The sequence below is a fragment of the Nocardia acididurans genome, assembly GCF_016741815.1.
Lineage (GTDB): Bacteria > Actinomycetota > Actinomycetes > Mycobacteriales > Mycobacteriaceae > Nocardia > Nocardia acididurans.
Window position 1 is genome coordinate 334,796 of sequence record NZ_JAERRJ010000002.1, and the last position, 25,151, is coordinate 359,946.

At 69.2% G+C, this 25,151-nt stretch carries 21 protein-coding genes; 11 read left to right on the plus strand and 10 right to left on the minus strand.

Annotated elements, in window-relative coordinates:
• The first annotated feature begins 35 nt into the window (after positions 1–35).
• Positions 36–1,262, plus strand: a complete 1,227-nt coding sequence (locus JK358_RS05925) for a hypothetical protein (protein WP_201944568.1) — start codon at positions 36–38, stop codon at positions 1,260–1,262.
• A gap of 70 nt (positions 1,263–1,332) precedes the next feature.
• Here the strand turns inward: JK358_RS05925 and JK358_RS05930 are convergent, their stop codons facing one another.
• From JK358_RS05930 to JK358_RS05950, 5 genes are all read right to left on the minus strand, one after another.
• Complete coding sequence (locus tag JK358_RS05930) at positions 1,333–1,734, minus strand: group I truncated hemoglobin (RefSeq protein ID WP_201944569.1); 402 nt, start codon at positions 1,732–1,734, stop codon at positions 1,333–1,335.
• Between the two features lie 198 nt (positions 1,735–1,932).
• Positions 1,933–4,911 carry a tetratricopeptide repeat protein gene (locus JK358_RS05935; protein ID WP_201944570.1) on the minus strand — a complete coding sequence of 993 codons (2,979 nt, stop codon included), beginning with the start codon at positions 4,909–4,911 and terminating at the stop codon, positions 1,933–1,935.
• 97 nt (positions 4,912–5,008) lie between these two features.
• On the minus strand, positions 5,009–5,278 hold the full coding sequence (locus JK358_RS05940) for a hypothetical protein (RefSeq protein ID WP_201944571.1): 270 nt from the start codon (positions 5,276–5,278) through the stop codon (positions 5,009–5,011).
• Positions 5,279–5,507: 229 nt separating this feature from the next.
• Positions 5,508–6,164 carry a response regulator gene (locus JK358_RS05945; RefSeq protein WP_307817327.1) on the minus strand — a complete coding sequence of 219 codons (657 nt, stop codon included), beginning with the start codon at positions 6,162–6,164 and terminating at the stop codon, positions 5,508–5,510.
• A complete protein-coding gene (locus tag JK358_RS05950) occupies positions 6,161–7,507 on the minus strand; it encodes a sensor histidine kinase (RefSeq protein ID WP_201944572.1) in 1,347 nt (448 codons plus the stop codon). The genes JK358_RS05945 and JK358_RS05950 overlap by 4 nt, the downstream gene beginning before the upstream one ends.
• A gap of 137 nt (positions 7,508–7,644) precedes the next feature.
• Here JK358_RS05950 and JK358_RS05955 point away from each other — a divergent pair, with 137 nt between their 5' ends.
• Positions 7,645–9,711, plus strand: a complete 2,067-nt coding sequence (locus tag JK358_RS05955) for an MMPL family transporter (RefSeq protein ID WP_201944574.1) — start codon at positions 7,645–7,647, stop codon at positions 9,709–9,711.
• A gap of 64 nt (positions 9,712–9,775) precedes the next feature.
• On the opposite strand, the gene JK358_RS05960 is transcribed toward JK358_RS05955, so the two are convergent.
• Positions 9,776–11,167 carry a metallophosphoesterase family protein gene (locus JK358_RS05960; protein ID WP_201944576.1) on the minus strand — a complete coding sequence of 464 codons (1,392 nt, stop codon included), beginning with the start codon at positions 11,165–11,167 and terminating at the stop codon, positions 9,776–9,778.
• Positions 11,168–11,382: 215 nt separating this feature from the next.
• On the opposite strand from JK358_RS05960, the gene JK358_RS05965 reads away from it, so the two are divergent.
• Positions 11,383–12,825 carry a serine/threonine-protein kinase gene (locus JK358_RS05965; RefSeq protein WP_201944584.1) on the plus strand — a complete coding sequence of 481 codons (1,443 nt, stop codon included), beginning with the start codon at positions 11,383–11,385 and terminating at the stop codon, positions 12,823–12,825.
• Between the two features lie 183 nt (positions 12,826–13,008).
• Here JK358_RS05965 and JK358_RS05970 read toward each other — a convergent pair whose 3' ends face one another.
• The 3 genes from JK358_RS05970 to JK358_RS05980 all read right to left on the minus strand — a co-directional run bounded on the left by JK358_RS05970 (position 13,009) and on the right by JK358_RS05980 (position 16,590).
• Positions 13,009–13,956 carry a carbon-nitrogen hydrolase family protein gene (locus tag JK358_RS05970; protein ID WP_201944585.1) on the minus strand — a complete coding sequence of 316 codons (948 nt, stop codon included), beginning with the start codon at positions 13,954–13,956 and terminating at the stop codon, positions 13,009–13,011.
• 126 nt (positions 13,957–14,082) lie between these two features.
• Positions 14,083–14,898, minus strand: a complete 816-nt coding sequence (locus JK358_RS40745) for a M15 family metallopeptidase (protein ID WP_443677899.1) — start codon at positions 14,896–14,898, stop codon at positions 14,083–14,085.
• Between the two features lie 15 nt (positions 14,899–14,913).
• Entirely contained in the window at positions 14,914–16,590 is a 1,677-nt protein-coding gene (locus tag JK358_RS05980) for a fumarate hydratase (RefSeq protein ID WP_201944586.1), read from the minus strand.
• 314 nt (positions 16,591–16,904) lie between these two features.
• On the opposite strand from JK358_RS05980, the gene JK358_RS05985 reads away from it, so the two are divergent.
• The 8 genes from JK358_RS05985 (at position 16,905) to JK358_RS06020 (ending at position 23,907) form a co-directional block, all read left to right on the plus strand.
• Positions 16,905–17,729 carry a helix-turn-helix domain-containing protein gene (locus JK358_RS05985; protein ID WP_201944587.1) on the plus strand — a complete coding sequence of 275 codons (825 nt, stop codon included), beginning with the start codon at positions 16,905–16,907 and terminating at the stop codon, positions 17,727–17,729.
• Positions 17,730–17,840: 111 nt separating this feature from the next.
• Positions 17,841–18,317 (plus strand): MarR family winged helix-turn-helix transcriptional regulator, encoded by a 477-nt coding sequence (locus tag JK358_RS05990; RefSeq protein ID WP_201944588.1) that lies wholly within the window; start codon positions 17,841–17,843, stop codon positions 18,315–18,317.
• A gap of 169 nt (positions 18,318–18,486) precedes the next feature.
• The gene (locus JK358_RS05995) at positions 18,487–19,389 is read left to right on the plus strand and encodes an STAS domain-containing protein (protein WP_201944589.1); all 903 of its coding nucleotides are present in this window, start codon (positions 18,487–18,489) and stop codon (positions 19,387–19,389) included.
• Between the two features lie 15 nt (positions 19,390–19,404).
• Positions 19,405–19,794 (plus strand): STAS domain-containing protein, encoded by a 390-nt coding sequence (locus tag JK358_RS06000; protein WP_201944591.1) that lies wholly within the window; start codon positions 19,405–19,407, stop codon positions 19,792–19,794.
• Positions 19,784–20,197: an ATP-binding protein gene (locus JK358_RS06005; protein WP_201944592.1), complete on the plus strand. Its 414-nt coding sequence runs from the start codon at positions 19,784–19,786 to the stop codon at positions 20,195–20,197. Before JK358_RS06000 ends, JK358_RS06005 begins: the two co-directional genes overlap by 11 nt.
• Positions 20,190–20,849, plus strand: coding sequence for a SpoIIE family protein phosphatase (locus JK358_RS06010; protein WP_201944594.1), 660 nt, complete (start codon positions 20,190–20,192; stop codon positions 20,847–20,849). The genes JK358_RS06005 and JK358_RS06010 overlap by 8 nt, the downstream gene beginning before the upstream one ends.
• Positions 20,850–20,975: 126 nt before the next feature.
• Positions 20,976–23,348, plus strand: a complete 2,373-nt coding sequence (locus tag JK358_RS06015; protein WP_201944596.1) for a SpoIIE family protein phosphatase — start codon at positions 20,976–20,978, stop codon at positions 23,346–23,348.
• A 223-nt stretch (positions 23,349–23,571) separates the two neighbouring features.
• Positions 23,572–23,907: an STAS domain-containing protein gene (locus JK358_RS06020; RefSeq protein ID WP_201945202.1), complete on the plus strand. Its 336-nt coding sequence runs from the start codon at positions 23,572–23,574 to the stop codon at positions 23,905–23,907.
• 82 nt (positions 23,908–23,989) lie between these two features.
• On the opposite strand, the gene JK358_RS06025 is transcribed toward JK358_RS06020, so the two are convergent.
• Positions 23,990–25,027, minus strand: coding sequence for an LLM class F420-dependent oxidoreductase (locus tag JK358_RS06025; protein WP_201944598.1), 1,038 nt, complete (start codon positions 25,025–25,027; stop codon positions 23,990–23,992).
• Positions 25,028–25,151: the final 124 nt, after the last annotated feature.

Below are 25,151 nucleotides of genomic sequence, written 5' to 3' on the forward strand. Positions count from 1 at the left end.
TGTCAGCCATCGGAACTCCATGGACGGAGGTCCAAGTGACCAACGAACTCGACAACACCCGGGATCGCCCGGTCGAGGATGAAGTGGGTCAGCTGGCGCGGCGGGTCGAGAAGGCCCGTGGCCGGCTGGCGTACCAGTTCGATCCCGCGCTCACCGAAGCGCTGGCCGAACACGAGCTCAAGGCCGAACGCGAGCTAGCCGAACGCATCCGCGAACAGGATCGCGACCAACGCTGGAAACAGGCCGAGGCGGCCGCCGGCGCCGCCGACCGAGCTCGTCAGACCACCGAAGAAATCGAGAAGGCAGACATACGAGACCTCATGGTCGCTCGGAAAGCGATCGCCGCGCAACGGCGAGAATCCAGCCCGCACGCGAAACTCGCGTCGCTGTACAAGCATCGCGCGTGGTCGCAGCGCGCGCTGGCCGGCGTGGTCGCGGCCGGCATGCTCTGGTCCGCTGTCAACGTGCAGCAGAACATCGCGCCCGGCGGCGTGAAGGATCCGCTGTTCTGGTTCAGCTACCTGCTCGAGGGCATGATCTCGGTCTGCCTCGTGATCATCATGATCGGCACCAACAAGGTCGCCGAATGGGGTGTGATCGACAGCCGCCGCCAGGTGGTCGTGGCCGAGTTCGCCCTGCTGAGCCTCACGGTCATCCTGAACACCTACCCGTACCTGCGGGCCGGTGACTGGTACGACGTCGCCGTGCACGCCATCGCGCCGGTCATGATCGGCGTCGCGCTGCTCATCCACAATGCCGCAGCCGGACGCTACGGCCTGGCCATCGTGCGCGCCACCGACCAGATCCGCGATCTGCCGGATCCGGCCGAACAGCTACGCCGCAACATGCAGCCGCCCGTGGTGAGCTGGCCCGCGCGCAATACCGCGCCGGTGCCGACGCCCACCCCGGCACTGCCCGCCGCCCCCACCGAGTCCGAGAAGCTCAAAGAGGCCACGGTGGTCGACAGCGTGCCCGAGCCCACCCACGAGCGCGCCAACGGAGCCGCCGCCGACACCGCGAAAACCGCCGAGAAGGAACGCCGTTCGGCGACCACCAAGTCCCGCAAGGTCACCGAGTTCGAGGACACCGTCGAGAAGTCCCCGCTGGCCGACCTGACCGACCCGGTGCCCCCGCTCAACGTCTACGACACTGGCCAGTTCCGCATCGCCGAAACCCTCGAGCAGGAACTCGCCGAACTCCAGGCCGCCCGCCGCCGCGCCCGCGCGGCCTCGCGCGCCCGCAACGGCGCGACCGTCGACTGAGGCGCTCCCCCAGCCCCTTCCGGCCGAACCCGAAGCCCCGGCGCGTATCACCGCACCGGGGCTTCGGCCGTCACACCCCCGCGGGCGCACCGGCCTCCGTCTCGAGTGCCATCAGCCCCACCGCCATCATCCCGATGGCCAGCATCTCGGCCACGGTCAGGATCCGCGTGGCGAATTCCGGCCGCACACCGGCACTCTCGAGCGCACCGGCCAGATGCCGTGCCGTGCGATCGAAATGCGCGCGGGTGATATCCCGGTCCTCGCACACCCGCCGCAGCGGCGCCCCCGTATACACGGCCGGCCCACCCAGCACCTTCGAAAAGAACTCCACCTGAAGCCTTTTCACCCGCTCCCCATCGCTCCCGGCGAAAAACTCCGCCAGCTCCCCATCCGCCAGCACCCGCCGGTAGAAGTCCTCCACCACCTCGGTGACGGCCGGTCCGCCACCGATCTGCGCGTAGATACTCGACATGAGCCTCCCTCTCGTCCGTAGTACCGGATGAGGCCCTCCCCTCGATGGCTTCCGCCGGGTCCCATCCGGTACGCCACAAACGCTAGGCAGCACCCGGCCCGGTCGACACCGGCACACCCGCAGACACCCCTGTTTCCCCTGCTCCCGGCCGATCTCGGGTTTTCCGGACCGGAACTTCACAGGGCACACGCGACCCGCTCAGGCGGCACCCGGGGCCAAGCTGCCCAGCAGAGCCGTAGCGGCGGCGAGCTCCGGCGCGCCGATCCGCTCGTAGAGCCGCACCGCCGCCCGCAGATCCCCGGCTGCGGCATCATGGTCCCCGAGTCGGATACGGCAGCGCGCCATCCCGTCGAGTGCCCACGCCTGCTGGTGGTGACTGCGAATCTCCCGAGCCAGGCGCAGCGCCTCCTGATGGGTCGTGAGCGCCAGTGCGACATCCGATTCGGTGTGCAGCGCGCCGAGCCGGTTGAGGGTTTCGGCTTCGCCCGAATGGTGTCCGATGTCCCGATACAGAGTGAGGCTCTCCCGAAGGAGATCTTCCGCCTCCCCGTGTCGGCCACTCAGATGACGGATCCGGCCCAAGATACCGAGTGCGTCAGCCCGCCCGATCGAATTGGCGAGGCGATCGTAGATGTCGAGCGCTTCCAGGGCGCAGTCCGCGGCTGGGCCGTATTCGCCTGTGCTGCAGTGGATCCGGCCGAGTACACACAGCGCGGACGCCTCGCCGGCGGGATTGCCCAGCGCGCGGTAGAGCACTCCGGCCTGCTGTGCCAGCCGTTCGGCGGCCGGGTATTCGCCGGCGATGAACTGCAGGAAGGACGAATTGGTCAGCACAAACGCCTCCGCGGACCGATTTCCGAGCTCGTGATACATCACCCGGACCTGCTCCAGGAGAGTCCTGGAGCTCACATAGTCGGCGTTCAGATGGTGGAACCAGGCCATCAGGCTGAGATTGAACGCCTCCTGGGAGCGGTCGCCGAGCGCCCGGTTGGCGGCGATCGCCTCGTTCATGAGATCCATTGCCGCAGACCGATTGTCGGCAAGATTCTCGATCCAGCCCAGACCGCCCAGGAGGGACGCCTCGGCCACCCGATCCCCCAGTGCGCGATGCAGGGTCAGCGACTCGCGGAGCGCCGCGGCCGCGGGCGTGTAATCACCGACGAGGTGGTACGCCCATCCGAGATTCTCGAGCGCCTTCGCCTCACCGTGACGGTCGTCGGCGGCACGGCAGATATCGCGGGCGCGCTCCAGGTAGCCGATGGCCGCCCGGAAATCACCGTTGAGCAGCGAGACCCGGGCCAGGGTGCGGACGGCCGTCGCGATCGACGACGGATGTTCCTCGGGCGAGGCACTTTTCAACGCGGAGGCCAGCAGCTCGGCGATCGTCGTGTAGTCCTCCGCGAGGTATCCCGCCGCGCCCAGATCCTTCAGGGCCAGAGTTTCGGCATTGTGCATCTCGATGGTGTCACCCGCGACGGACATCCGCCGGTGCATGGCCACCGCCTGCTGCCAGGCGCTGTGCAGCCGGACCTCGCCCACCAGCGCCGTGGTGAGGCCGACCGCGCGACCCAGGTGGCCGCCGTGGGCGGCGCTCGCCAAGCACGCGAGCATGTTCGCGCGTTCCACCCGGATCCACGCCAGGGCGGTGTCGTAATCGGCGAGGTCCGGCCTTTCCCGGCTCTGCATCGTTCCGGCGGGGCCGCACCCGCGGTTGATCGCCAGCAGGGCCGTCCGATGGTAGTGATCCAGTGTTCGCTCCAGGGCCGCGGCACGTTCCGCGGGTTCCTGTGCGATCAACTCCTGGGTGTAGGCACGCACCAGGTCGTGCAGGCGATAGCGGCCGAACGAGGTCTCGTCGATGAGATGCTCGACGTAGAGCGCCTCCAGGTTGCGGCGGGCCTGGGAGACGGTCGTGTCGTCGAGTGCCGCAACGGCATACGCGTCGATATCCGGACCGGGGTGGACGCCGAGGCGGCGGAACAGGCGCTGGCGAGCGGGCGGCAGCCGTTCGTACGAGGTGGTGAACGCGGCGCGCACGGCACGATCGCCGGTCTCCAGCTCGTCCAATCGGGCACGGGTGGCGGCGAATTCGACGGCGACCTCGGCGAGGGTCCAGGTGGGATGGTGCGCCAGCCGACCGGCCAGCAGCGAAATGGCCAGCGGCAGATAACCGCACAGCGCCACGATGCGCTCGGTGTCGGAGGTGGCCGGACGTCCGGCCAGCGCGGAGAAGAGTGCTACGGCGGCGGCCGGAGCCAGGACGTCGAGGGTTACCGGGCTCGCACCGTCCAGGGCGATCAGCCGGCGGCGACTCGTGACGAGGGTGAGGCAGCCGTCGGAGCCGGGCAGCAGGGCTTCGATCTGGGCGTGGTCACGAGCGTCGTCCAGCACCAGCAGGACGCGTTTGCCCGCGAGGTGGTCGCGCCACATATTCCGGCGTGCGGCAAGGGATTCGGGCAGTACTCGGGGATCGACTCCCACATCGGCCAACAGTGTGCCCAGCACATCCGCCGGATCGGCCACCGGCTGGCCGGGCGTATGGGCGTGGAGTTCCACGAAGTACCGGCCGTCCGGAAACTGCTCGGCCAGCAGATGCGCGGCACGGGTCACCAGCGCGGTCTTGCCGATCCCGGGCATGCCGTCGACGGTGTGAATGGAGACCACCCGCCCCGGCTGCGCCATCTCGAGAATCCGGCGCATCTCGCCGTCGCGGCCGATGAAGGTGCCGAGGTCTCGACGCAGAGTGTTCACCACGGCAGGCCGGGGCGCGCCCTCCCCCGGTGCGGCCGTCTCCCCTTGCGCAGCCGTCCACAGTCGCCGCCACGCCGTCACGTCCGCAACCTCGGCGGGCACCGATCCGCCTGCGCCACGGACGAGTTCGAGCAGCGTCACCAGTACCGGCTGAAAGGTCTCGAACCGCGACGGCAGATTTCGTCCCGCCCGCCAGTCACTGATGCGCGGAACCAGATTGGCGGGCTTGTGGTTGGCGCCCCGGGCGGGCCGCAGACGCCGGTCGGTGGCGCTCGCGACCCGTTGCAGGGTGGGATTGCCCGCAGCGGCGAACAGGGCGGCCAGTCCGGTCGCAAATGCCGCCCTTGCAGAACCGGGTCCGCCCGCGGACCCCACCGGCTCCGCAGCAGTGCGCGATTGTCCCGCACCGCGCTTGTCGTCGTTCACGGGTCCATGATCTCGCGAATCCGGATGCACGCCAGCCGATCTCGACGCACTGTTCGGACGGCGGGGCGGCTGCCCGAGGTTACGGGGCCGCGCGGGGTCAGCGCTCGGGCTGGGGCAGTTCCACGGGGACGACCACGGCGGGGCGGGGTTGGGCTGGGGTGCCGGAGGTTTGGGCGTAGCCGAGCCAGCCGGTGCCTACGAAGACGGCGAGGAGGAGGGCGGTGGGGAGTTCGAAGAGGAGGGAGGCGGGGGTGAAGGCGGGGTCCCGGGGTGGGGCGGGGCGGGTGGCGATGCGGCGGATCGGTGGGCGTTGGCGGGCGAGGGTGCCGTGTGCGGCGCGTCGTGGTTTGCTGGCCTGCCTGCCCAACTGGAGCCTCCGTTGCTAGGAATATGCCGAGATCAAGAATGCCGAAACAGCGAACTCGGCGCAGCGGTGAATGGGGGGACATCGGTGTGTCCGGTGCCATCCGTGGAGAGAGCCGCGCCGCACGGGCGTGTCGTGGGTCCGGGTGACGCACAACGGATTCCGTGCGCGATCAGGGTATTCGAGAACGGGCGGCGGTTCGGCGGATCGGCCGAAAATGTGGGTTTAGATCTCAACCGGTTGGTGTGATCAGGCCCGCTTCGTAGGCGGCGATGACCAACTGGACGCGGTCTCGGGCAAGGAGTTTGGCGAGAATGCGGCTGACGTGGGTTTTCACGGTGAGGGGGCTGACGGTGAGGGATTCGGCGATCTCGGCGTTGGTGAGGCCGCGGGCTATGAGAATCAGGACGTCCAGTTCGCGATCGGTCAACGCGCCCAGCGCCGGACGGGGGGTGGGCTCGGGAGTGGCTCGGACACGGGCGATCACGGCCGCGGTCGCACTCGGAGACAGCAGGGATTCGCCTGCGGCCACGGTGCGGATCGCCTCCAGCAGCGCGGCCGGTTTGGTGTCCTTGATGAGGAACCCGCTGGCCCCGGCACGCAGGGCGGCCAGCACATTGTCGTCGGTGTCGTAGGTGGTGAGTACCAGAACCTTGACACCGGCCAGGTTTTCGTCGGCGGCTATCCGGGCGGTCGCGGCGATGCCGTCCAGATCCGGCATCCGGATGTCCATGACGATCACGTCAGCCCGGGAACTACGCGCCAGCGCAACGGCTTCGCGGCCGGTGGCGGCTTCGCCGACCACCTCCATATCGGGCGCGGACGCGACCAGCAGGGCGAAAGCGCCGCGCACCAGATGCTGATCATCGGCCAGCAGGACGCGGATCACGCGGGCGCTCCGGAGGGCCTGCCGTGGCCGGAATCCGGCGCGACCGAACGGATCGCGGGTTCTCGGCCCCGCCCGCCTCCCGGGTGCGGATCCGCCACCGATGCCGAGCCCGATCCTCCTACCGACCTCGAACGCGGCACCGGCCCGAATGCGGGACCGGGCGCATCCGCTGCCACCAGAGCAGTGATGGGCAAATCCGCGCGCACCGTGAATCCCTGTCCGGTGTGCGAGGTTTCGACCACACCGCCGATCGCCTCGGCGCGCTCGAGCATTCCACGGATGCCGAAACCCCGCGCGGGCCGCGCATCGTCCGGTGCGCCGCGCCCGTTGTCGGTCACCGCAATGACGAGCCGATCCGGGCGATAGTCGAGATTCACCTCCGCGCGCGCGGCGTTCGCGTGCTTGGCGATATTGGTCAGGGCCTCCTGAACGATGCGGTAGCCGACCATTTCGACCGTGGGCGGCAGCGGCCGGACGGCGCCGGAGGTGGTGAATCGCACGGTGGCCCCGGCGGCTTCGGCCGGTTCGGCGAGCACCGGCAGCTGCGCGAGGGTCGGCAGTGGGCCGCGCGGTTCGTCGGTGGGTGCGCGCAGCACACCGACCGTGGCGGTCAGTTCCGCGCGGGCGTCGGCGCAAGCGTCGGCGATGGTGTCCAGTGCGGCGGTGACGGTTTCGCGATCGGCCTGACCCTCGACGATGAGGTGTGCCGCGACTCCGGCCTGCACCTGGATGACGGTGATCGTGTGCGCGAGCAGATCGTGCAGGTCACGGGCGATGCGCAGGCGTTCCTCCGCGACCTGCCTGCGCGCCTCCTCGTCGCGGGTGCGTTCGGCGCGCTCGGCGCGATCGAGCGCCTCGGCCACATACGCCTGCTGCAGGCGCACGGCCTCCCCCGCCACACAGGCCAGCACGATCCAGCCGAGGGCGCCGAATGCTTCGACGGCCACGTTCTCACCGCCGGTCTGCGACATGATGATCCCGGCCACCCCGAAGGTGACCGTGCCCGCGATGATCACCAGGGTGCGCCGCCGGGTGCCGTACCGGCTGGCGGTGTACAGGGCCACGACCGTCGCCGGAACGATCGACTCGTGCTGGAATTCACTGGCGTGGTACGGGATCGCGGCCGTCAGGTGCGCGATCAGCACCGCCAGCGGTGCGCGCCGCCGCAGCAGCAGGGGCAGGGTGGCAGCGCTCAGTAGGAGGACACCGAGGGCGTCGAGCGGACGCGGCGCGTTCAGGATGTCGAACGGCGCGGGCGGTCCGGTGAGCAGGGCCGCCGAGAGGACTCCGGCGAGGAGCAGCACGGCCGTCAACAGCCCGTCCATCAGCCACTGTCGTCGCATTCCAGACATTGTGCGGGAATCGGGAGGACCGTGCGTACTCCGCGCGGAGTATCCCCAACAGCCTTCCCCGGGCGGACGTAATCAGCGCCCGATCCCGCGAGGCTTGGCCTGTTCGCCCGTTCCGAGGGGAGACAGAGATGGGAATGAACCGAAGAGCCTGGCTGCTCATCGGCCTGTGGATCGCGGTGCTGGTCGCACTGACGCCCTGGGCCGGCTCACTCGATGAGGTGAAGTCCGACAAGGAAACCGACTATCTGCCCGCCGCGGCGCAGTCCACCATGGTGGCCGAACTGGAGGCGACGCTGCCCGGCGGCACCTCGAATGTGTTCATCGTCGTGTACCAGCGCGCCTCCGGCCTCACCGATGCCGACAAGGCCACGGCCACTCGGCAATTCGAGACACTGAAAACCACGTACGGCAACGGCACGGGACCGGACCGGCCGATCGGCTCCGCCGACGGGCAGGCGCTCATGTACCCGGTGATGGTCGACGAATCGCACGGGGAGACAGCCGAATACATCGAGGACTTCCGATCCCGGGTCGCCGAGCATCCGGACGGGCTCAGCGTGCAGGTGACCGGACCCGGTGCGCTGCAAGCCGATTTCGAGGGCGCGTTCGACGGTATCGACGAACAGCTGCTGCTGGTCACCGTGCTGGTGGTCGCGGCGATCCTGCTGCTCACCTATCGCAGCCCGCTGCTGTGGCTGATACCGCTGATCTCGGTGGCGGGGGCGAATATCGCGTCCATGGCCGCGGTGTACGGGCTGGCGAAAGCCTTCGACATCACCGTCAACGATCAGAGCGCGGCGGTGCTCACCATTCTGGTGTTCGGCGTCGGCACCGATTACGCGCTGCTCATCGTGGCGCGCTATCGCGAAGAGCTGCACCGGCATTCGGCCACCGCGAGTGCCATGCTGGCGGCGCTGCGCAACTCCGTGCCCGCCATCGCCGCCTCGGCGGCCACGGTGAGCATCGGCCTGCTGTGCCTGCTGGCGGCCGATATGAACAATGCCGCCGGTATGGGGCCGGTCGGCGCGGCGGGCATCGTGTGCACGCTCGCCGTGATGGTGACGCTGTTCCCGGCACTGCTGGTGGTGTGCGGACGGTGGATCTTCTGGCCGCGCATCCCGCACATGGACGCGGCCGCGGTGACACGTACGGGTGTGTGGGATCGGGTGGGCGCGTTCATCTCTCGCCGGCCGGTGGCCTCGGCGGCCGCGTCCGTCGCGGTGCTCGGACTGCTCGCGCTCGGGCTGCTCGGCAACACCCACTCGCTGTCCCGAGCCGACCAATTCGTGACGACACCGGAATCCGTTGCGGGGCAGACGGTGCTCGCCGCGCACTTCCCGGAGCGGGCGGGCACGCCGTTGACGATCATGGCACACAACGAATCCCGGGACACGGTCCTGCGCGCCGTCGAAGCCGACCCCGGAATCGGCGCGGCCGAACTGGGCCGCAGCGGACCGGAATTCGGTGAGATCACCGCGATCCCAGCGGCTCTCGCGGACTCCGATGCCGAACACGCCACCATCGAACGGCTGCGCTCCACACTGGGCGAGCTCGCCCCGGGCACTGTGGTCGGCGGCCCCAGCGCGGCGGAACTCGATATCGCGAAGGCATCCACCCGGGATCGCACGGTGGTGCTGCCGCTGGTCCTGCTGGTGGTGACCGCCGTCCTGGCCCTGCTGCTGCGCTCGCTGGCCGCACCCGTGGGGCTGGTGCTCACCGTGGTGCTGTCCTTCGGATCCGCGCTCGGCGCAAGCGTTTTCCTCTTCGAGCACGTCTTCGGATTCCACGGCCTGGACCCGGGGCTGGTGCTGCTGGCCTTCCTGTTCCTGGTGGCGCTGGGCGTGGACTACAACATCTTCCTGATGAGCCGGGCTCGCGAGGAGGCACTCCGGGCGGGCACCCGCGCCGGCATCCTGCGCAGTCTCTCGGTGACGGGCGGCGTGATCACCTCGGCTGGAATCGTGCTCGCCGCGACCTTCGCCGTCCTGGTGACGCTGCCGCTGGTGTCACTGGCTCAGATCGGCTTCACCGTCGCCTTCGGCGTGCTGCTGGACACGCTGCTGGTGCGGTCGATTCTGGTGCCCGCGCTCACCCTGCTCGCGGGCGATCGGGTCTGGTGGCCGTCGGCCCTGGCGCGACGAGCACCCGAAACCGCCCAGCCCTCCGACCAACCAGCAGAACCCGTCCGGGTCTAGGACCGCTTCACCCCCGATGACCCAGCGCAACCGCTGCGGCGGCCTTCGTCCAGCGAAGGCCGTCTCAGTGCGCGTGCAGGCCCGAGAAGTCGCGCAGCACAGCGTGATTGCGGTCCGCGCAGCTGCCGAGCGCGTGATCCGGGTGCAGGCCCAGGAATTGGCGGCGGGTGCGGGTGCTCCAGTGCCGGGCGCGCGGGGCCCGCGACTTGTAGAAGTTCACCAGGTAGCCGCCCTCGTAGACGCGCAGCAGGGTGTATCCGCCCGGATACTCCTTGGCCGCCGCCACCTCCAGGAACTCCACCGCCACCGCGGAATCCGCGCGGGTGACGCGATTGCGATGCGTGTGCCCGCTGTGCTGCAGGAACACCCCCGGTGCGGCGCGGTACAGCTCGTGCAGCGCGGCGGCGTTCACCCGGTCGAGCACGAAACCCGGGCCGCCCGGATTGCTCACCGCCGCATGGGTTGTCACCGGGTGATGACCGAAAACCAGGGTGGGACGGTCCGGTTCGGCGCGCAGCAGCTCCCGGAAATGCTCGAGCTGCTCCCGGTCGAGCGTTCCGCCCGCGCCGCGCGCCCGGGTGGTGTCGAGACCGACCACCCGCAGACCGCCCACGGCGTACTCCACCAGGTGCTGCCGGGGATGAAAGACCATGCCCCAGTGGTCTTCTCCGCGACCGGACTGCACCACATCGTGGTTGCCGCGACAGACGAAGTAGTCGCGGCCGAGCCCGCCCCAATCGTCCAGCCGCGCCCGCACCGCCAGCGACTGATCCCTGGTGCCGGTATCGGTGAGATCCCCCGCCACGATCAGGTGATCGACCGCCCGATCGGGCAGGCGCAGATCGTCCAGGATCGCCCCGAGCATGAACTCCGGGTAGTGCTCGGTGTCGTGCCGCAGCCCGTCGGCCACCCCGCCCACCAGCACCCCGCTACTGTCCTCGCCGTAGTGCAGGTCGTTGGCCAGCGCGAAGGTGCGCAGCAGCCGGCCGGGCGGCGGGGTCAGCGTGGTGAAAACACCTGTCGTCTCCGGGGTTCCGGCGCGCCGCGTCACCAGGGTGCGGGCGGGCACGGCGCGACAGCCGTCCGAATACGCTTCGAATCGATAGGACCGGCCCGGTTCCAGACCGTCGAGCTCGGCGTAGTGGTAGGCGGTGCGGCCGGCGTCGTAGTACCGGGTGCGCGGCGCGGCCCGGCCGTCCGCCGGGGCGAGCAGCACCTCGGTGTCGGCCGGGACCGGCCGCAACCGGCCGGCGCGAGTGCGCGCGCGGCTGGTCCAGGTCAGCACCACCGAACGTTCGGTCACGGTGACCACCTCGAGATCCGAGGCCACCACCGATTCGGTGCGGGCCCTGCGCAACTCGGCGCCGAACACCGGGCGCTGCACGCGGACGGCCACCGCCGCCGCGCCGGTGGCGGCGTTGGCCAGCCACATTCCTCGTAGTCGCGGATCCACCATGGCAACTCCTCCGCCGGGGGCCTGCAGTCACCCGACGGTAGGTTCGGCAGTTGAACTCCCCGGAGCCCGGACGTGACCGGACAGATTCCGGAATCAGACAATTCATCCGCGCAGGTGAACGGCACACCCGGCCCGACACCCCCGGGCGGCACCCGGCTTCGAGTACCGTTGACTCGTTCCGAATGTTGCTGGGGCATCGAACCGTTGGGAGCTTCATGTCGGCGCAGAGACAACCCGGCTGGGTGCTCGCGGGCCGCTATCGGCTGATCGAACAGCTGGGCAGCGGCGGATTCGGGACCGTGTGGAAGGCGCGCGACGAGCGCCTCGGGGTCGACGTGGCGGTGAAGGAAGTACTGCTGCCGCCCTCCGAATCACCCGAGGAGCACGCCGAACGGGTGGCGCGGGCCGAACGCGAGGCCCGCAATGCCGCACGCCTGCGCAACCATCCGAATATCGTGTCCGTTCACGATGTGGTCACCGACGGGGCCACGCCGTGGATCGTCATGCGGCTGGTCTCCGGGCGGTCGCTCAAACAGGTGCTCGACGCGGAGGGCGCGCTGAGCGTCGCGCAGGCCACCGCCGTCGCCACCGCGCTGCTGCACGCGCTGCGGGCGGCGCACGATGTCGGCGTGATCCACCGGGACATCAAACCGGGCAATATTCTGCTCACCGCCGAGGGTGAGGTGCTGCTCACCGATTTCGGGACCGCCCGGCATCACTCCGATCACACGCTCACCGCCAAAGAGACGATCATCGGCTCGTTCGAATACATGGCGCCCGAACGCATCGACGGCGACGACACCCCGGCGGGCGATCTGTACTCGCTCGGCGTCACGCTCTACCACGCCGTGGAGGGGATCTCGCCGTTCCGGCGCACCAGTATTCAGGGGACCATGAAGGCGGTCATGTTCGGCACCGCTCCCCCGCCCGCCCGCGCCGGAGCGCTCGCCGCGCTCATCACCCGGCTCATGGACAAACGCCCCGAGGCGCGCCCCTCGCTCGCCCATGCCGTGGAGATCCTCACCGCGCCAACCCAGTCGACCGCCGCCGCCCCGAAACCCGCACCGGCAGCGGAGGTTCCGCGCACCACCGGCGCGGGACGCCGCCGCCGGGAGGTCAAACAACTGCTGGCCCGCGCCCGCGACCACCAGAAGCGCGGCGACCGCGGCGAAGCCGAACGCCTGCTGCGCCAGGCCGCCGCCACCGACGACGCCCTCTCCATGTACTTCCTGGCCCGCGCCCTCGAAAACCGCGGCGCGCGTACCGAAGCCGAACGCTGGTACCGCAAAGCCTCCGAGAACGGTGAAACCCTCTCGATGGTCACCCTCGGCCACATGTTCCTCAACGCCGGCGACCTCGGCCAGGCCGCCTACTGGTACCGCCGCTACGTCGACCACGGCCACACCATCGGCAAGGTCTACCTCGCCGCCGTCCACGAAGCCCGCGACGAGGACCACCACGCCGAACTCCTCTACCGCGAGGTCGAACGCGACGGCGACAAGGTCGCCCTCATGGCCCTCGGCGACCACTGGCGCAAGCACGGCCGCACCGACGACGCCAGACGCGTGTACGCCAAATCCGCACAGACCGGCCACAGCCCCGCGAAAGCCGCCCTGGCGGAACTGGAATCCGGCCGAAGACCTACCCCACCGCCCTGAACCGTCACCGAGATCCACTCTCCCGCACTGACTGTCGGCCACCTCGGCACACCGCATACCCGTCCAGCGTGGCTGGGTGCCTGGGTGGCTGGGTGGCTGGGTGGCTGCGTGGCTGCGTGGCAGCGTGGCAGCGTGGCAGCGTGGCAGCGTGGCAGCGTGGCAGCGTGGCAGCGTGGCAGGAGACTACTGCGCGACGTGCGTGGGCTCCTTGGCACGCCGATGCTTTCGGTACCAGCGACGACCGGCCGCGCCGTCGGCGTGCCAGGCGAAGGCGGCGACCGCGCCGCGATCACGTAACCAGAAACCCTTGGGCGGGACGGCAATCGGCGGCTGACTGCCTATCGTCACCTCGGCGATGACATGACCGGGGCCGGAGGTGTGGTCGCGGTAGGCCAGGGTGCTTCCGTCGGCCGCCACGACGGACGCGCCGCCCTCGAAGTGGCCGCGGTAGGGCAGCGGGGCGAACGCCACCCGGCACGACAGCGATCCGCAGTGCGCGCCGTGCACCACGGGAGCGCCCACCAGCCCCGCGAACTCGGCCACCGCGCGCCGCGCATTCGCGGCATTGCCGGCTTCCTGCTGTCGCATCAGCGCACCCGGGTACCAGTTGCCGGGCACCGACCACCACCCCGATCCGCCGACCACCAGATCCACTTCCCCGCACAGCCGGTGCACGGTCTGAGTGCGCATGAACTCCCAGCACACCACCGCACCCGCGGCCCATCCCGCACCGGTGTCGATCACGCCGGAATCATCCCCGCCGATGTAGAAGGCGTTCTCCCACATGGTCGGCAGATCCTTGTCGTGCCGCCCGAGGATCCGCCCGTCCGGCCCCGCCAGCAGATAGGCATTACGGCATTCGCCGTCGGGATCGTCGCACAGGAAGGATCCGCCGAGATGGATCCCGTGCCGCCGCGCGGTTTCGGCGAGGAAGACGGTGGCCGCACCGTCCGGCGGCAGCGCGGCCTCCGCCAGTTCGGGAACGAAACCTATTCCGGTGGTGAAGAACTCGGGAAGCGCCACCACCTCCGCGCCCTCCGCACACGCCGCGGCGACCAGGCGTTCGCACGCGGCGAGATTGTCGTCCACCGCGCCGAGGCGGGCATCGAGCTGTACTGCGGCGACTCGCATACCCCGATCATCCCGCACCGGCGGCCCTCACGCCGCGGGCTCGCGAAATCCTTTCAGCCCCTTGCCGGATGACCCGGGGCGCTCGCGCGCAACCGAAGTTCGCGCGCACCGGCGGTGGAAACCGCGCTAGCGGACGCTGCTGCCGAGCATGGAGAGCAGGGCCTGCAGTTCGGGAGGCAGGGCCGGGAGGCCGGGTGGGACAACGACATTCGGGTTGTCGCCGGGGCGCTGGGGGGTACCGCGATGGGCGGCGTCGGGGACGCGGGCGGGGCAGGCGGTGCCGGGGACGGTGACGCGTTCGAAGTGCCACCACTCGTTGTCGAAGGTGCGGCACAGGCCCCAGCGGTACCCGTTGTCCTCGAGCCATTGCGCGCCGGAGCGCGGGCCCACGTCGATGGCCTGGCCGGAGACGTGGGTGGACTCCTCGGGCGGGAGGACCCACTTGCGGGTTTCGTCAGGGCTGCCGTAGGTGGCGAGGCCGTCTTCCCACAGGGCCTGCTGTTCGGCGGGCGAGCGGTAGCCGGAGTTGACGTACAGGGAAACGCCCTGGGCCTGTGCCTCCGCCGCGGCCGCGTTGTAGGCCGCGGCGAGTTGCGGGTCCAGGCCGTCGGTGCCCGCGATGGCGGTGGCCGACGGCAGGGCGGGTTCGGCGGGTACGAGGAGGGCCGCAAGCGCCGCCGGGTCCGCGAGCAGAGCCGCGACCGTCGCCGCATCCACGCGCGTGACCGTGATCGGCCCCGCGAATGCCGGAATCGAGGCCGGACCTGCCGGTGCCGACGCACCCGGTTCGGCCGGTGCCGCCGGAGCGGCTGCGCCGGGCTCAGCGGGCGCCGCCGGGGCCGCATGCGCTGCGGGGGCGATCGCGGTGACGGGCAGCACGGCCCCGGTCAGACCTGCTCCCGCGCACAGCATGATCGCTGCCGCCCGGCGTTGCACCCGCATTCGACAGCCTCCGGCTCAGACTCGTTCCTTGGACCGCGTGCGCACGCGCAGCGCGATCGGCTTCTGCGTTTCGGCGAAGAAGTCGTTGCCCTTGTCGTCGACGACGATGAAGGCCGGGAAGTCCTCGACTTCGATCTTCCAGACCGCTTCCATGCCGAGCTCAGGGTATTCGAGAACTTCGACGGATTTGATGCAGTCCAGCGCGAGTCGCGCGGCGGGGCCGCCGATGGAGCCGAGGTAGAAGCCGCCGTGCTCCTTGCACGCCTTGGTCACCTGGGCCGAGCGATTGCCCTTGGCCAGCATGACGAACGAGCCGCCCGCCGCCTGGAACTGATCGACGTAGGAGTCCATGCGGCCCGCCGTGGTGGGCCCGAAGGAGCCGGAGGCGTAGCCGTCGGGGGTCTTGGCGGGACCGGCGTAGTAGACGGCCATATCGCGCAGGTACTGCGGCATGGGCTTGCCCTCGTCGAGCAGGTCCTTGATCTTGGCGTGTGCGATGTCGCGGGCCACGACCAGCGGGCCGGTCAGCGAAAGCCGGGTCTTCACCGGGTATTTCGACAGTTCGGCGCGGATCTCGTTCATCGGCCGGTTGAGATCGATCTTCACGACGTCGCCGCCGAGGATCTCGTCGGTCTGCTCCGGCAGGTACTGCGCGGGCTCGCGCTCGAGCTGCTCCAGGAACACGCCCTCCGGGGTGATCTTGGCGCGGGCCTGCCGGTCCGCCGAGCACGACACCGCGATGGCCACCGGGCAGCTCGCGCCGTGCCGCGGCAGGCGGATGACCCGCACGTCGTGGCAGAAGTACTTGCCGCCGAACTGCGCGCCGATGCCGAACTCCTGGGTGAGCTTGAACACCTGCTCCTCGAGTTCGAGATCCCGGAAGCCGTGCGCCGCCATGGAACCCTCGGTCGGCATATTGTCCAGGTAGTGCGCCGAGGCGTATTTCGCGGTCTTCAACGCGAATTCCGCACTGGTGCCGCCGATTACGACGGCCAGGTGGTACGGCGGGCAGGCCGCGGTGCCGAGCGAGCGGATCTTCTCGTCGAGGAACTCCAGCATGCGATCCGGGTTCAGGATGGCCTTGGTCTCCTGGTACAGGAACGACTTGTTGGCCGACCCGCCACCCTTGGCCATGAACAGGAACTTGTACGCCGGATGCGCGGGATTCCCGGCGTCCGAGTACAACTCGATCTGCGCGGGCAGGTTGTTGCCGGTGTTCTTCTCGTCCCACATGGTCACCGGCGCGAGCTGCGAGTAGCGCAGATTCAGCTTGGTGTACGCGTCGAACACGCCGCGCGAGATCCATTCCGCGTCGTCGACGCCGGTGAGCACGCCCTCGGACTTCTTGCCCATCACGATGGCGGTGCCGGTGTCCTGGCACATGGGCAGGATCCCGCCGGCGGAGATGTTCACGTTCTTCAGCAGATCCAGCGCGACGAACCGGTCGTTGCCGCTCGACTCCGGATCGTCGATGATCTTGCGCAGCTGCGCCAGGTGCGCGGGCCGCAGGTAGTGGCTGATGTCGTGCATCGCCTCGGCGGTCAGCATGCGCAGCACCTCGGGCTCCACCTGCAGGAAGGTGCGCCCGCCGACCTCGAACGTGCTGACCCCCTCGGTGGTGAGCAGCCGGTACGGCGTGTCATCGGCACCGATCGGCAGCAGATCCGAGTACAGGAAATCAGGCGCGGTCACTAGTCGCACTCCTCGAGCAGGGCTGGGGGCTGTCAGCCAACGGTTCAAGCAGAACGACAATACCGAGCGCCGCCGAGCCGCCCGAGGGCGGCCGATCCCTACGCCCGCGCACCGGCCACCGCGCCGTTCTCCCGGCAGCGCGGTTCCGGCACGCCGAGGTCTGCACGCGCATTTGCACTTGCATCTGCATGCACGAACCCGGTGCCCGCGACGCCCGACCGTGCCAGACTCGGTGCGTGACCATCCCGCCCACCACCCGCCGGCGCCGGATGACGAAGCCGGGCCGAGTCCAAACCCTCAGGAAGCCAAGGGCTTTGCCCGCCATCCTGGGCGCGGAGTTCAAGCGGCTGCGCCTGGCGGCGCACATCACCCAGCAGCGCACGGGCAACAACCTCTACTTCAACCCCTCCAAGATCAGCCGATTGGAGTCCGGGCGCAGCCGGTTCCTGGAGAGCGACGTCTCGAAACTGCTGTGCCAGTATCGGGTTCCGCCCCGGGAGCATCCGCGATATCTGGCCTGGGGGCGCAGCGTGCACAACCCGTGGTGGCCCGACACCTCCGGCGGACCCGACGGCGGCGGACTGCAGCATCTGCTGGATCTCGCCCGCCACCGGCTGATCCGGCGCTACGAGACCGCCGCCATCCCGGAGCTGCTGCAGACCCCCGCCTACGCCCGCGCCGCGCTGAGCCTGACCTACCCCGACCTACCCGACCACGAACTCGATCTCCTACGCGACGCCCGCATCCGCGGGCAGTGGATCCTGAACACCGAGCACGCGCCCACCCTGTGGCTGGTCATCGAGGAGGCCGCACTGCTGCGGCCCATCGCCGAATCCGCCGACTGGCAGGCACAACTCACCCACCTGTCGCAGCTGGCGCGACGTCCGCGCCTGGTTGTCCAGGTGCTCCCGACTCGCGGGTGCGGCCCGGCCACCATCGACCACTCCTTCACCTACCACCGCTTCGCGGACCCGCACCTACCCGATCTGGCCTGCGTTCGCGAACTGACCGGCACGCACTGCCACGACCAGCCGCAGGAGACCGACCGCTACCTGCAGGCCGCCGATCAGCTGGCCCAGCTGGCACTATCGCCCGCGGACTCGCTCGCCTACATCAGCGCGCTACGGCGAGCGGCCTGAGCGGCCGACAGGTACAGGTTGCACCTTCAACCGAGGCGGTGTTACCTGTGATGATGCGCTTGTCCGCGGTGGGGAGGAATTAGCATGGGATCAGAACCCGGGAGTGGAACCGTGACCGAACCCCGTTGGCTCGATGATGTCGAGACACGTGCGTGGCTGGGATTCGTGTTCACCCGCGACCTCATCGCCGCCGCGGTCGGACGTGATTCCCTGCGCGAATCCAACCTCACCTATGTGGAATACACGGTGCTGGCCCGGCTGGCCGACGCGCCCGACCATCGACGCAGTTTCGCCGAACTCGCCTCGGTGCTGGAGTGGTCGCAGAGCCGGCTCTCGCACCAGATCACCCGGATGGAGAAGCGCGGGCTGGTGGCCCGCGAATCGGTGCCCGACGATGCCCGCCGGACCGCCGCCTGCCTCACCGACAAGGGAGAACAGGTACTAGCCGGAGCCGCGCCCATGCACGTCGACAGCGTGCGCCGGCACATGATCGACGTCCTCGACAAGGGACAGCTGGCGGCGCTCGCCGATATCTACGACACGCTGCTCGCCCACCATCGAAGACCGGCGACGCGGAACCCCAGCTGACGAAAACCCGCATTCACCGGCGTTTGGTTTGGCAGACATCGGGTACTGGGTAAGACTAGGCTCGGCACCGGCTTCCGACGGCGGTCGGCACCGAGCACACGGTCGGCAACTTCGGCGACCGAGAAGTTGAGCATCCGACCTGGCCTTGGCGAAAGGGGCAGGAGTTTCCATGTCCGACGTGTCGTCCATCGACCACCTCTCGGCGAATTCGCTGCCCGCGGGTTCCGTCGACAATCTGCTCCCGCAGCTGGTCGAGCACCTGCGGCAGAACCGCACCGAACTGCGCGAAGAGTGGGCGCGTCGCATTACCGACGCCCAGCTGCTCACCGCCATGACCCCGGAGGAGATCTTCTCCGAGGCCACCTCGATCTTCGACAACTACGTCGAGGTGCTCGAGACCGGTAGCGTCGAAGCCCTGCAGGCCTACGCCCGCGACCTGTCCGAACGCATCATCCCCCGAGGCGTCGAAACCGACGAGGTCCTCGGCATCGTGCTGCTGCTCCGAGATGTGCTGGCGCGCTCGCTGTTCGAGAAGTACCAGACGAATTTCGAACTGCTGAACCAGGTGCTGGACGCCTACGAACCGGCCGCCAACCGCATCGCCAACACCGTGGGCGTGTCGTTCGTGCAGGAGCGCGAGCGCGTCATCCGCCAGCAGCAGGAAGCCATCCGCGAGCTGTCCACGCCCGTGCTCCAGGTGCGCGAGCAGCTGCTGATCCTCCCCATCATCGGCGTGCTCGACTCACAGCGCGCCCGCCAGCTCACCGAACAGCTGCTGCGCGCCATCCGCGCCAACCGCGCCAAGGTGGTCGTCATCGACATCACCGGTGTGCCGGCCATCGACTCCACCGTGGCCAACCACCTGGTGCAGACCGTGGACGCGTCGGGCCTGATGGGTGCGAGCGTCATCATCACCGGCCTGTCCTCGGAGATCGCGCTCACGCTGGTGACCATCGGCCTGGACCTGTCCAAGATGAACGCCGTCGGCGACCTCCAGGGCGGTATCGAAGAGGCGGAACGCCTGCTCGGCTACGAGGTTTCGCGCGTCACCGACCGCGACGCCGGAAGGTAACCCGGGAATCCGCAGATGCCGGTACCCATTCTGAAGCAGGGCACCTATCTCATCGCGTCGGTGCAATCGGCACTCACCGACGCCGATACCGAGTCCTTGCAGGACGACTTGATGAAGTACGTCAGCAAGTACCGGGCTCAGGGAATCATCGTCGATCTCACCGCAATTGACGTAATGGACTCCTTCGCCGCCAGATCGCTGCGTACCATCGCCCACATGACCAAGCTTCGCGGCGCGGAAACGGTCATCGTGGGCCTGCAGCCCGAAGTCGCGTTCGCCATGGTCCAACTCGGTTTGACCTTCGAGGACATGCATACCGCCCTCGACCTCGAGGAAGGACTGGCCTGGCTCAATCGGCAAGTCCCCGACCGCAGTCGACGAGACGGTCGTGATCGTGGCCGCTGAGAGCGTGGTGATCGCGGTAAAGGTGTCCAACGACATCGTCACCGCACGGCAGGCGGGGCTCGAGTTGGCAGCCGAACTCGGCTTCTCGCTGTCCGACCGCACCATGATCGCCACGGCCATCTCCGAAGTGGCCCGCAACATCACCAGTTACGCCGGCACCGGGGAGATCCGGCTCATGATCCAGGACCGGGACGGTCGCCGCTCCATGGTGGTGCAGGCACAGGACCAGGGACCAGGCATCCTCGACATCGACCGGGCCCTGGAGGACGGCTACTCCACCGGACGCGGCCTGGGCCTCGGACTCCCGGGGGCGCGTCGCCTCATGGACGGCCTCATCATCAAATCCACGCCTGGCCAAGGCACTCTCGTCGAAATGTGGAAGTGGGTGCCCACCGGTGCGTGAGGACGGTTTCATCGGCACGGTCGAATGGGCCGTCGCCGGTCGCGCACTACCCGGGCAGCGAGTATCCGGTGACCGGTCGGTCATTCTCGACGCGGGCGGCGGCTCGGTGCTCTTCGCGGTCCTGGACGGGCTCGGGCACGGCGCGGCCGCGGCCGACGCGGCCGACCGTGCGGCACAGGTGCTTTCGGAGAACCGGGCCGAACCACTGGATGTGCTCATCCTGCTGTGCCACCGCGCCATGGCCGATACCCGCGGCGCCGCCGTCAGTTTGGCGCTCTTCGACTCCGGTGATCGACTGCACTGGCTCGGCGTCGGCAATGTCGACTCCCGGGTGGTGGCGGCGGCTCCCGGTAAACCGGCGGTGCGAGCGGCCGCCCTGCTGTCCGGCGGCATCGTGGGCTATCTGCTGCCGCCGAATCTGCAATCGCAGACCGTGCCGGTGCGGCCCGGCGATCTGCTGCTCATGTCCACCGACGGCATCACCAGCGATTTCGCCGACGCCATCGATCTGGCCAAGCCGACCTCCGAGATCACCGCCGAAATCCTGGCCCGCCATGCCAAGGACACTGACGATGCTCTTGTTTTGGCGGCCCGCCATCGTGGGCATACCAGTTCCCATGCGTTACCCGCACATTCGGACGGTCCGTCATGAACGGCTGGGGCTTGGAATGACACTCGTGGCGGTCTTCAACGATGAGGGCAGCGGCATGAACGGTCAGGGGCCGGAGACGGCAGCCCGCGTCACCACGCAGGCCCGCCCATGCCGGATGGACGCGGCATGAGCGCGGTGCTCGCGGCATTCCGCGAGGCGTACACCGCCGCACTGCGGGCGCATCTGCGCGCACCGAATCAGAACACCCTCGCCGAGGGCTATGAACTGGGCAGGCGCGCACTGGTCGAGGGCGTCAGCATTCTCGATCTCACCGAGCACCATTTCCGAATCCTGGAATGGGAAGGGCTGCTGCCGCATTCGGACGGCACCGAGCGGTCCGAGGCGGCGCTGGAATTCCTGCTGCAGACCATGGCGGCACTCGACGTGGCCACCCGCGGCTTCCTCGACGGCACCCGGCGCTACGAGCAACAGCGTTCCCGCGCCGACGATCTCGCCGGACGCGACGCCTTCCGCACCGCGCTGGTGGAATCGCTGCAGGACGGATTCTTCGTCGTCGACGCACAGGGCACGCTGGTCGAGGTGAACTCGGCGTTCGGCGGGCTCACCGGCTACGGACCCGACGGCGTGCCGTATGCCCTCCCCCACCCGTGGACCGCCCCCGAAGCACCCCGGTACCCGGACCTCGGCACCGATGCCGCCCGCTTCGTCATGCCCATCCAGCATCGCGACGGACGCCGGCTGTGGCTGGCCGTGAGCACCAGTTCCCTGGTGAAACCCGAGAACGGCGAACGCATCTTCGTCGGCACCATCCGCGACGTCACCGCCGAACACGACGCACAGGCCCGCGATCAGGCCGTCTCCCGGCTGGCCACCGCGGTCGGCGCGGCCACCAGCGTGGTCGAGGTGCTCACCGTCGGGCTCGAGGAACTGCGCCGCGCCGTCGGCGCCGAGGCCGCCGTCGTGTCGGTGTGGCCCAACCGGCACACCGGGCCGGAACTCTATGTCTCCGAGGACAAACCGAATCCGGACGAGGGCTGGTTCGACGCCGTCCAGCACGGCACCACCGCGGTCCGCCGCGCCGACGACACCACCTACACCGAACCCATCCGGCGCACCCGGGAACGCACCAGCGTGCTCGGCGGACCGTCCGGTATTCCGGCGGGCGCCGAGACCCGGCAGGTGCTCGACGCCCGCGCCCGCGCCCTGCTCGATCGCGCCCGGCTGCGGCCCGGACGCACCATGTTCGCCATCCCCGAAGGGGATTCCAGCTCCGAGGGCATCGTCGCGCCCCTGGGCGAGGCCGGGGATTCCGCGCTGTGGCTGCGCTTCGCCGCGCCGCGCGCCATCACCCCCGGCGACTGGGCGCTGTTCTCCCTGCTGGTCGGGCATCTGAGCCTGGCGGTGCAGCGCGCCCGCAACTTCGATCAGGCCCGCTCCACCTCGCTCACCCTGCAGCGCGCCATGCTGGGGCCGATCGAACTGCCGCCCCGCTTCACCGTGCACTACGAACCGGCGCTGCCGCCGCTGGAGATCGGCGGCGACTGGTACGACGTGGTGCGGCTGCCCAACGGCACCATCGGCGTGGTGGTCGGCGACTGCGTCGGTCGCGGTCTGTCCGCGGCCGTGGTGATGGGCCAATTGCGCACCGCCGCACGAGCACTGCTGCTGCGCGGCGCGGGTCCGGCGCAGCTGCTGGCCGAACTCGACACCGTGGCCGCGCGGATTCCCGGGGCCATGTGCACCACGGTGTGCGCGGCCATCCTGGACCCCGAACGCGGGCTGGTGCGCTATTCGAGCGCCGGGCACATGCCGCCCATCCTGGCCGAACCCGGCAGGCGCGGAAGGCTTCTCGAAGGCGGGCGCGCGGTGCCGCTGGCCACCTTCGACCCGCCGCGCCGCCCGGAGGCCACCACCGCCATGGCCCCCGGCTCCACCCTGGTGCTGTTCACCGACGGCCTGGTCGAGCAGCGCGGCGTCGACATCGGCGAGCGGTTCGACGAGCTCGCGGACGAATTGTCCGGGGTGGCAGGGCAATTGCCGCGCGAAGTGGCCGACACGGTGCTGTCGCGGCTGCGCCCCACCGGGGGTTACGACGACGACGTCGCCATGGTCGTCTACCGGCAGCCGCCGCGGACCCTGCGGGTGGAGGTCCGCGCCGACGCTCAGCAACTGTCGAGCATTCGGCGCGAACTGCGGTCCTGGCTGGCCGCCGCCGCGGTTCCGCACGACACCGCCATCGATCTCATCGCCGCCGCCAACGAGGCCTGCACCAACAGCATCGAGCACGCCTATCTGGGCGGCGACCGCGGCCAGGTCACGCTGACCGCCCACTGCGATCTGGACACCCTCACCATCGAGGTGTCCGATGCGGGCGTGTGGCGGCCGCTGCCCGCCGATCCCGGGCATCGCGGGCGCGGCATCGCCATGATGAAGGCGCTCACCGACCAGATGGACATCGATCACGACGGACCGGGCACCCGGGTGCGGATGTCGGTAAAGCTGCCCGCGGTGACATTCTCGGCGGCGACCCGGATATGAGACGGCCCGCCGGGGCGCGGCCGGCGAGAACCCCGACATTCGGGGATTTCGACATGAAATATTCAAATAACTCGGAAATGCAACGGTAGCTGGGGTTTTCACGACGCGGACAGCTATCGGAGCGATACCGAGTTGGCCAGGATGCAGCGAGAAGGGACCGATCGTGGCAGATTGTTCTGATGTGACCAACACTTCCGGAGACGCGTACCCCCTCGCCGACGCCATGACCACCACGGTCACGGTGTCCGATGGTGTCACCGTGCTCAGCGTGAGCGGCGAGGTCGATCTGGCCACCGCCCCCGCGCTGGAGAACGCGATCGATGCGGTGCTCGGCGGGCAACCCGCCGCCTTCGTCATCGATCTGTCCAAGGTCAGCTTCCTCGCCTCGGCGGGGATGGCGGCCCTGGTCGCGGCCCATCAGCGGGCCGGTGGCACCAAGATCGCCGTCGTGGCCGACGGGCCCGCCACCAGCCGCCAACTCAAAATGACCAGCCTGGACCAGGTGTTCGCACTGCACGCGGTCCTCGACGAGGCCATCGCCGCGTTGCGCACAAACTGAAACGAGCTGCCGTCGAATACTCGATGGCAGCTCGAAAGAGGTTCCCGCGCAGGGCCGTTCGGCCCCGCGCGACGAACCCTGACTACACCAGTTCGCGCAGCTGCTCGATGAGCTTCACACGCTCGGCGGGGGTGGCGGCCAGGGGCACCACGTTCAGCACGGTGACGCCGGACTCACGGAAGGCGGCGACCCGCTCCTTGACGAAGCCCGCCGACCCGATCAGGCAGACATCGCGCACCAGATCGTCCGGCACGGCCTTGGCGGCCTCGTCCTTCTTGCCCGCCAGGTACAGCTCCTGGATGCGATCGGCCTCGGCGCCGTAGCCGTACTTGGTGGCCAGGGTGTGGTAGAAGTTCTTGCCCTTCGCACCCATACCGCCGATGTACAGCGCCAGATGCGGCTTCACGAATTCGCGCAGCGGCTCCACATTGTCGCCGATCGCCAGCGCCGGACCGGCGAACACCTCGAGGTCGCCGAGCTTCGGATCACGCTTGGCCAGACCGGCTTTCAGCGAATCGCCCCACACGTCGCCCGCCTTCTCCGGCAGGTAGAAGATGGGCTGCCAGCCCTGCGCCATCTCGGCGGCCAGCTCCACGTTCTTCGGGCCGAGCGCCGCCAGCAGCACCGGAATGTCCTCGCGCACCGGGTGATTGATGAGTTTGAGCGACTTGCCCAGCCCGGTGCCCTGCCCCTCGGGCAGCGGGATCGTGTAGTACTTGCCCTGGTACTCCAGGCGCTCGCGCTTCCACACCTTGCGGCAGATCTCGAGCACCTCGCGGGTGCGCCCGATCGGGGCGTCGTACTGCACGCCGTGGAAGCCCTCGATCACCTGGGGGCCCGACGCGCCCAGCCCGAGAATGAAGCGGCCGTCGGAGACGTAGTCCAGACCGGCCGCGGTCATGGCGGTCAGCGTGGGCGTGCGGGTGTAGAGCTGCATGATGCCCGAGGCCAGCTCGACCCGCTCGGTCTTGGCGGCCAGGTAGCCGATCGCGCTGACGGCGTCGAACGAGTACGCCTCCGGCACGAAAACGATGTCGAGACCGGCCCGTTCGAGGTCCGCGACCTCGGCGGCCACCTCTTTGAAGCCGTCGGTGTAGTTGATCGACAATCCGATACGCATGTACCGGACCTTACATACTGGCCGGACGCCAACGCACAGCGCCCGGCCCCGCCCGCCCGCCTGTGATCAACCCGACCCGGACGCCGGGTGTGCCCGCCCGGACCTGCGGGTAATCGAGTTCCGG

What these genes read in the sequence shown, in the direction of transcription:
- JK358_RS40745 (WP_443677899.1), bottom strand. Translation starts at nt 14,898, where the DNA reads ATGCGGGTGCAACGCCGGGCGGCAGCGATCATGCTGTGCGCGGGAGCA.
- JK358_RS06020 (WP_201945202.1), top strand. Translation starts at nt 23,572, where the DNA reads ATGACCACCACGGTCACGGTGTCCGATGGTGTCACCGTGCTCAGCGTG.
- JK358_RS06015 (WP_201944596.1), top strand. Translation starts at nt 20,976, where the DNA reads ATGAGCGCGGTGCTCGCGGCATTCCGCGAGGCGTACACCGCCGCACTG.
- JK358_RS05995 (WP_201944589.1), top strand. Translation starts at nt 18,487, where the DNA reads ATGTCCGACGTGTCGTCCATCGACCACCTCTCGGCGAATTCGCTGCCC.
- JK358_RS05930 (WP_201944569.1), bottom strand. Translation starts at nt 1,734, where the DNA reads ATGTCGAGTATCTACGCGCAGATCGGTGGCGGACCGGCCGTCACCGAG.
- JK358_RS05970 (WP_201944585.1), bottom strand. Translation starts at nt 13,956, where the DNA reads ATGCGAGTCGCCGCAGTACAGCTCGATGCCCGCCTCGGCGCGGTGGAC.
- JK358_RS05960 (WP_201944576.1), bottom strand. Translation starts at nt 11,167, where the DNA reads ATGGTGGATCCGCGACTACGAGGAATGTGGCTGGCCAACGCCGCCACC.
- JK358_RS06000 (WP_201944591.1), top strand. Translation starts at nt 19,405, where the DNA reads ATGCCGGTACCCATTCTGAAGCAGGGCACCTATCTCATCGCGTCGGTG.
- JK358_RS06025 (WP_201944598.1), bottom strand. Translation starts at nt 25,027, where the DNA reads ATGCGTATCGGATTGTCGATCAACTACACCGACGGCTTCAAAGAGGTG.
- JK358_RS05950 (WP_201944572.1), bottom strand. Translation starts at nt 7,507, where the DNA reads ATGCGACGACAGTGGCTGATGGACGGGCTGTTGACGGCCGTGCTGCTC.
- JK358_RS05965 (WP_201944584.1), top strand. Translation starts at nt 11,383, where the DNA reads ATGTCGGCGCAGAGACAACCCGGCTGGGTGCTCGCGGGCCGCTATCGG.
- JK358_RS05955 (WP_201944574.1), top strand. Translation starts at nt 7,645, where the DNA reads ATGGGAATGAACCGAAGAGCCTGGCTGCTCATCGGCCTGTGGATCGCG.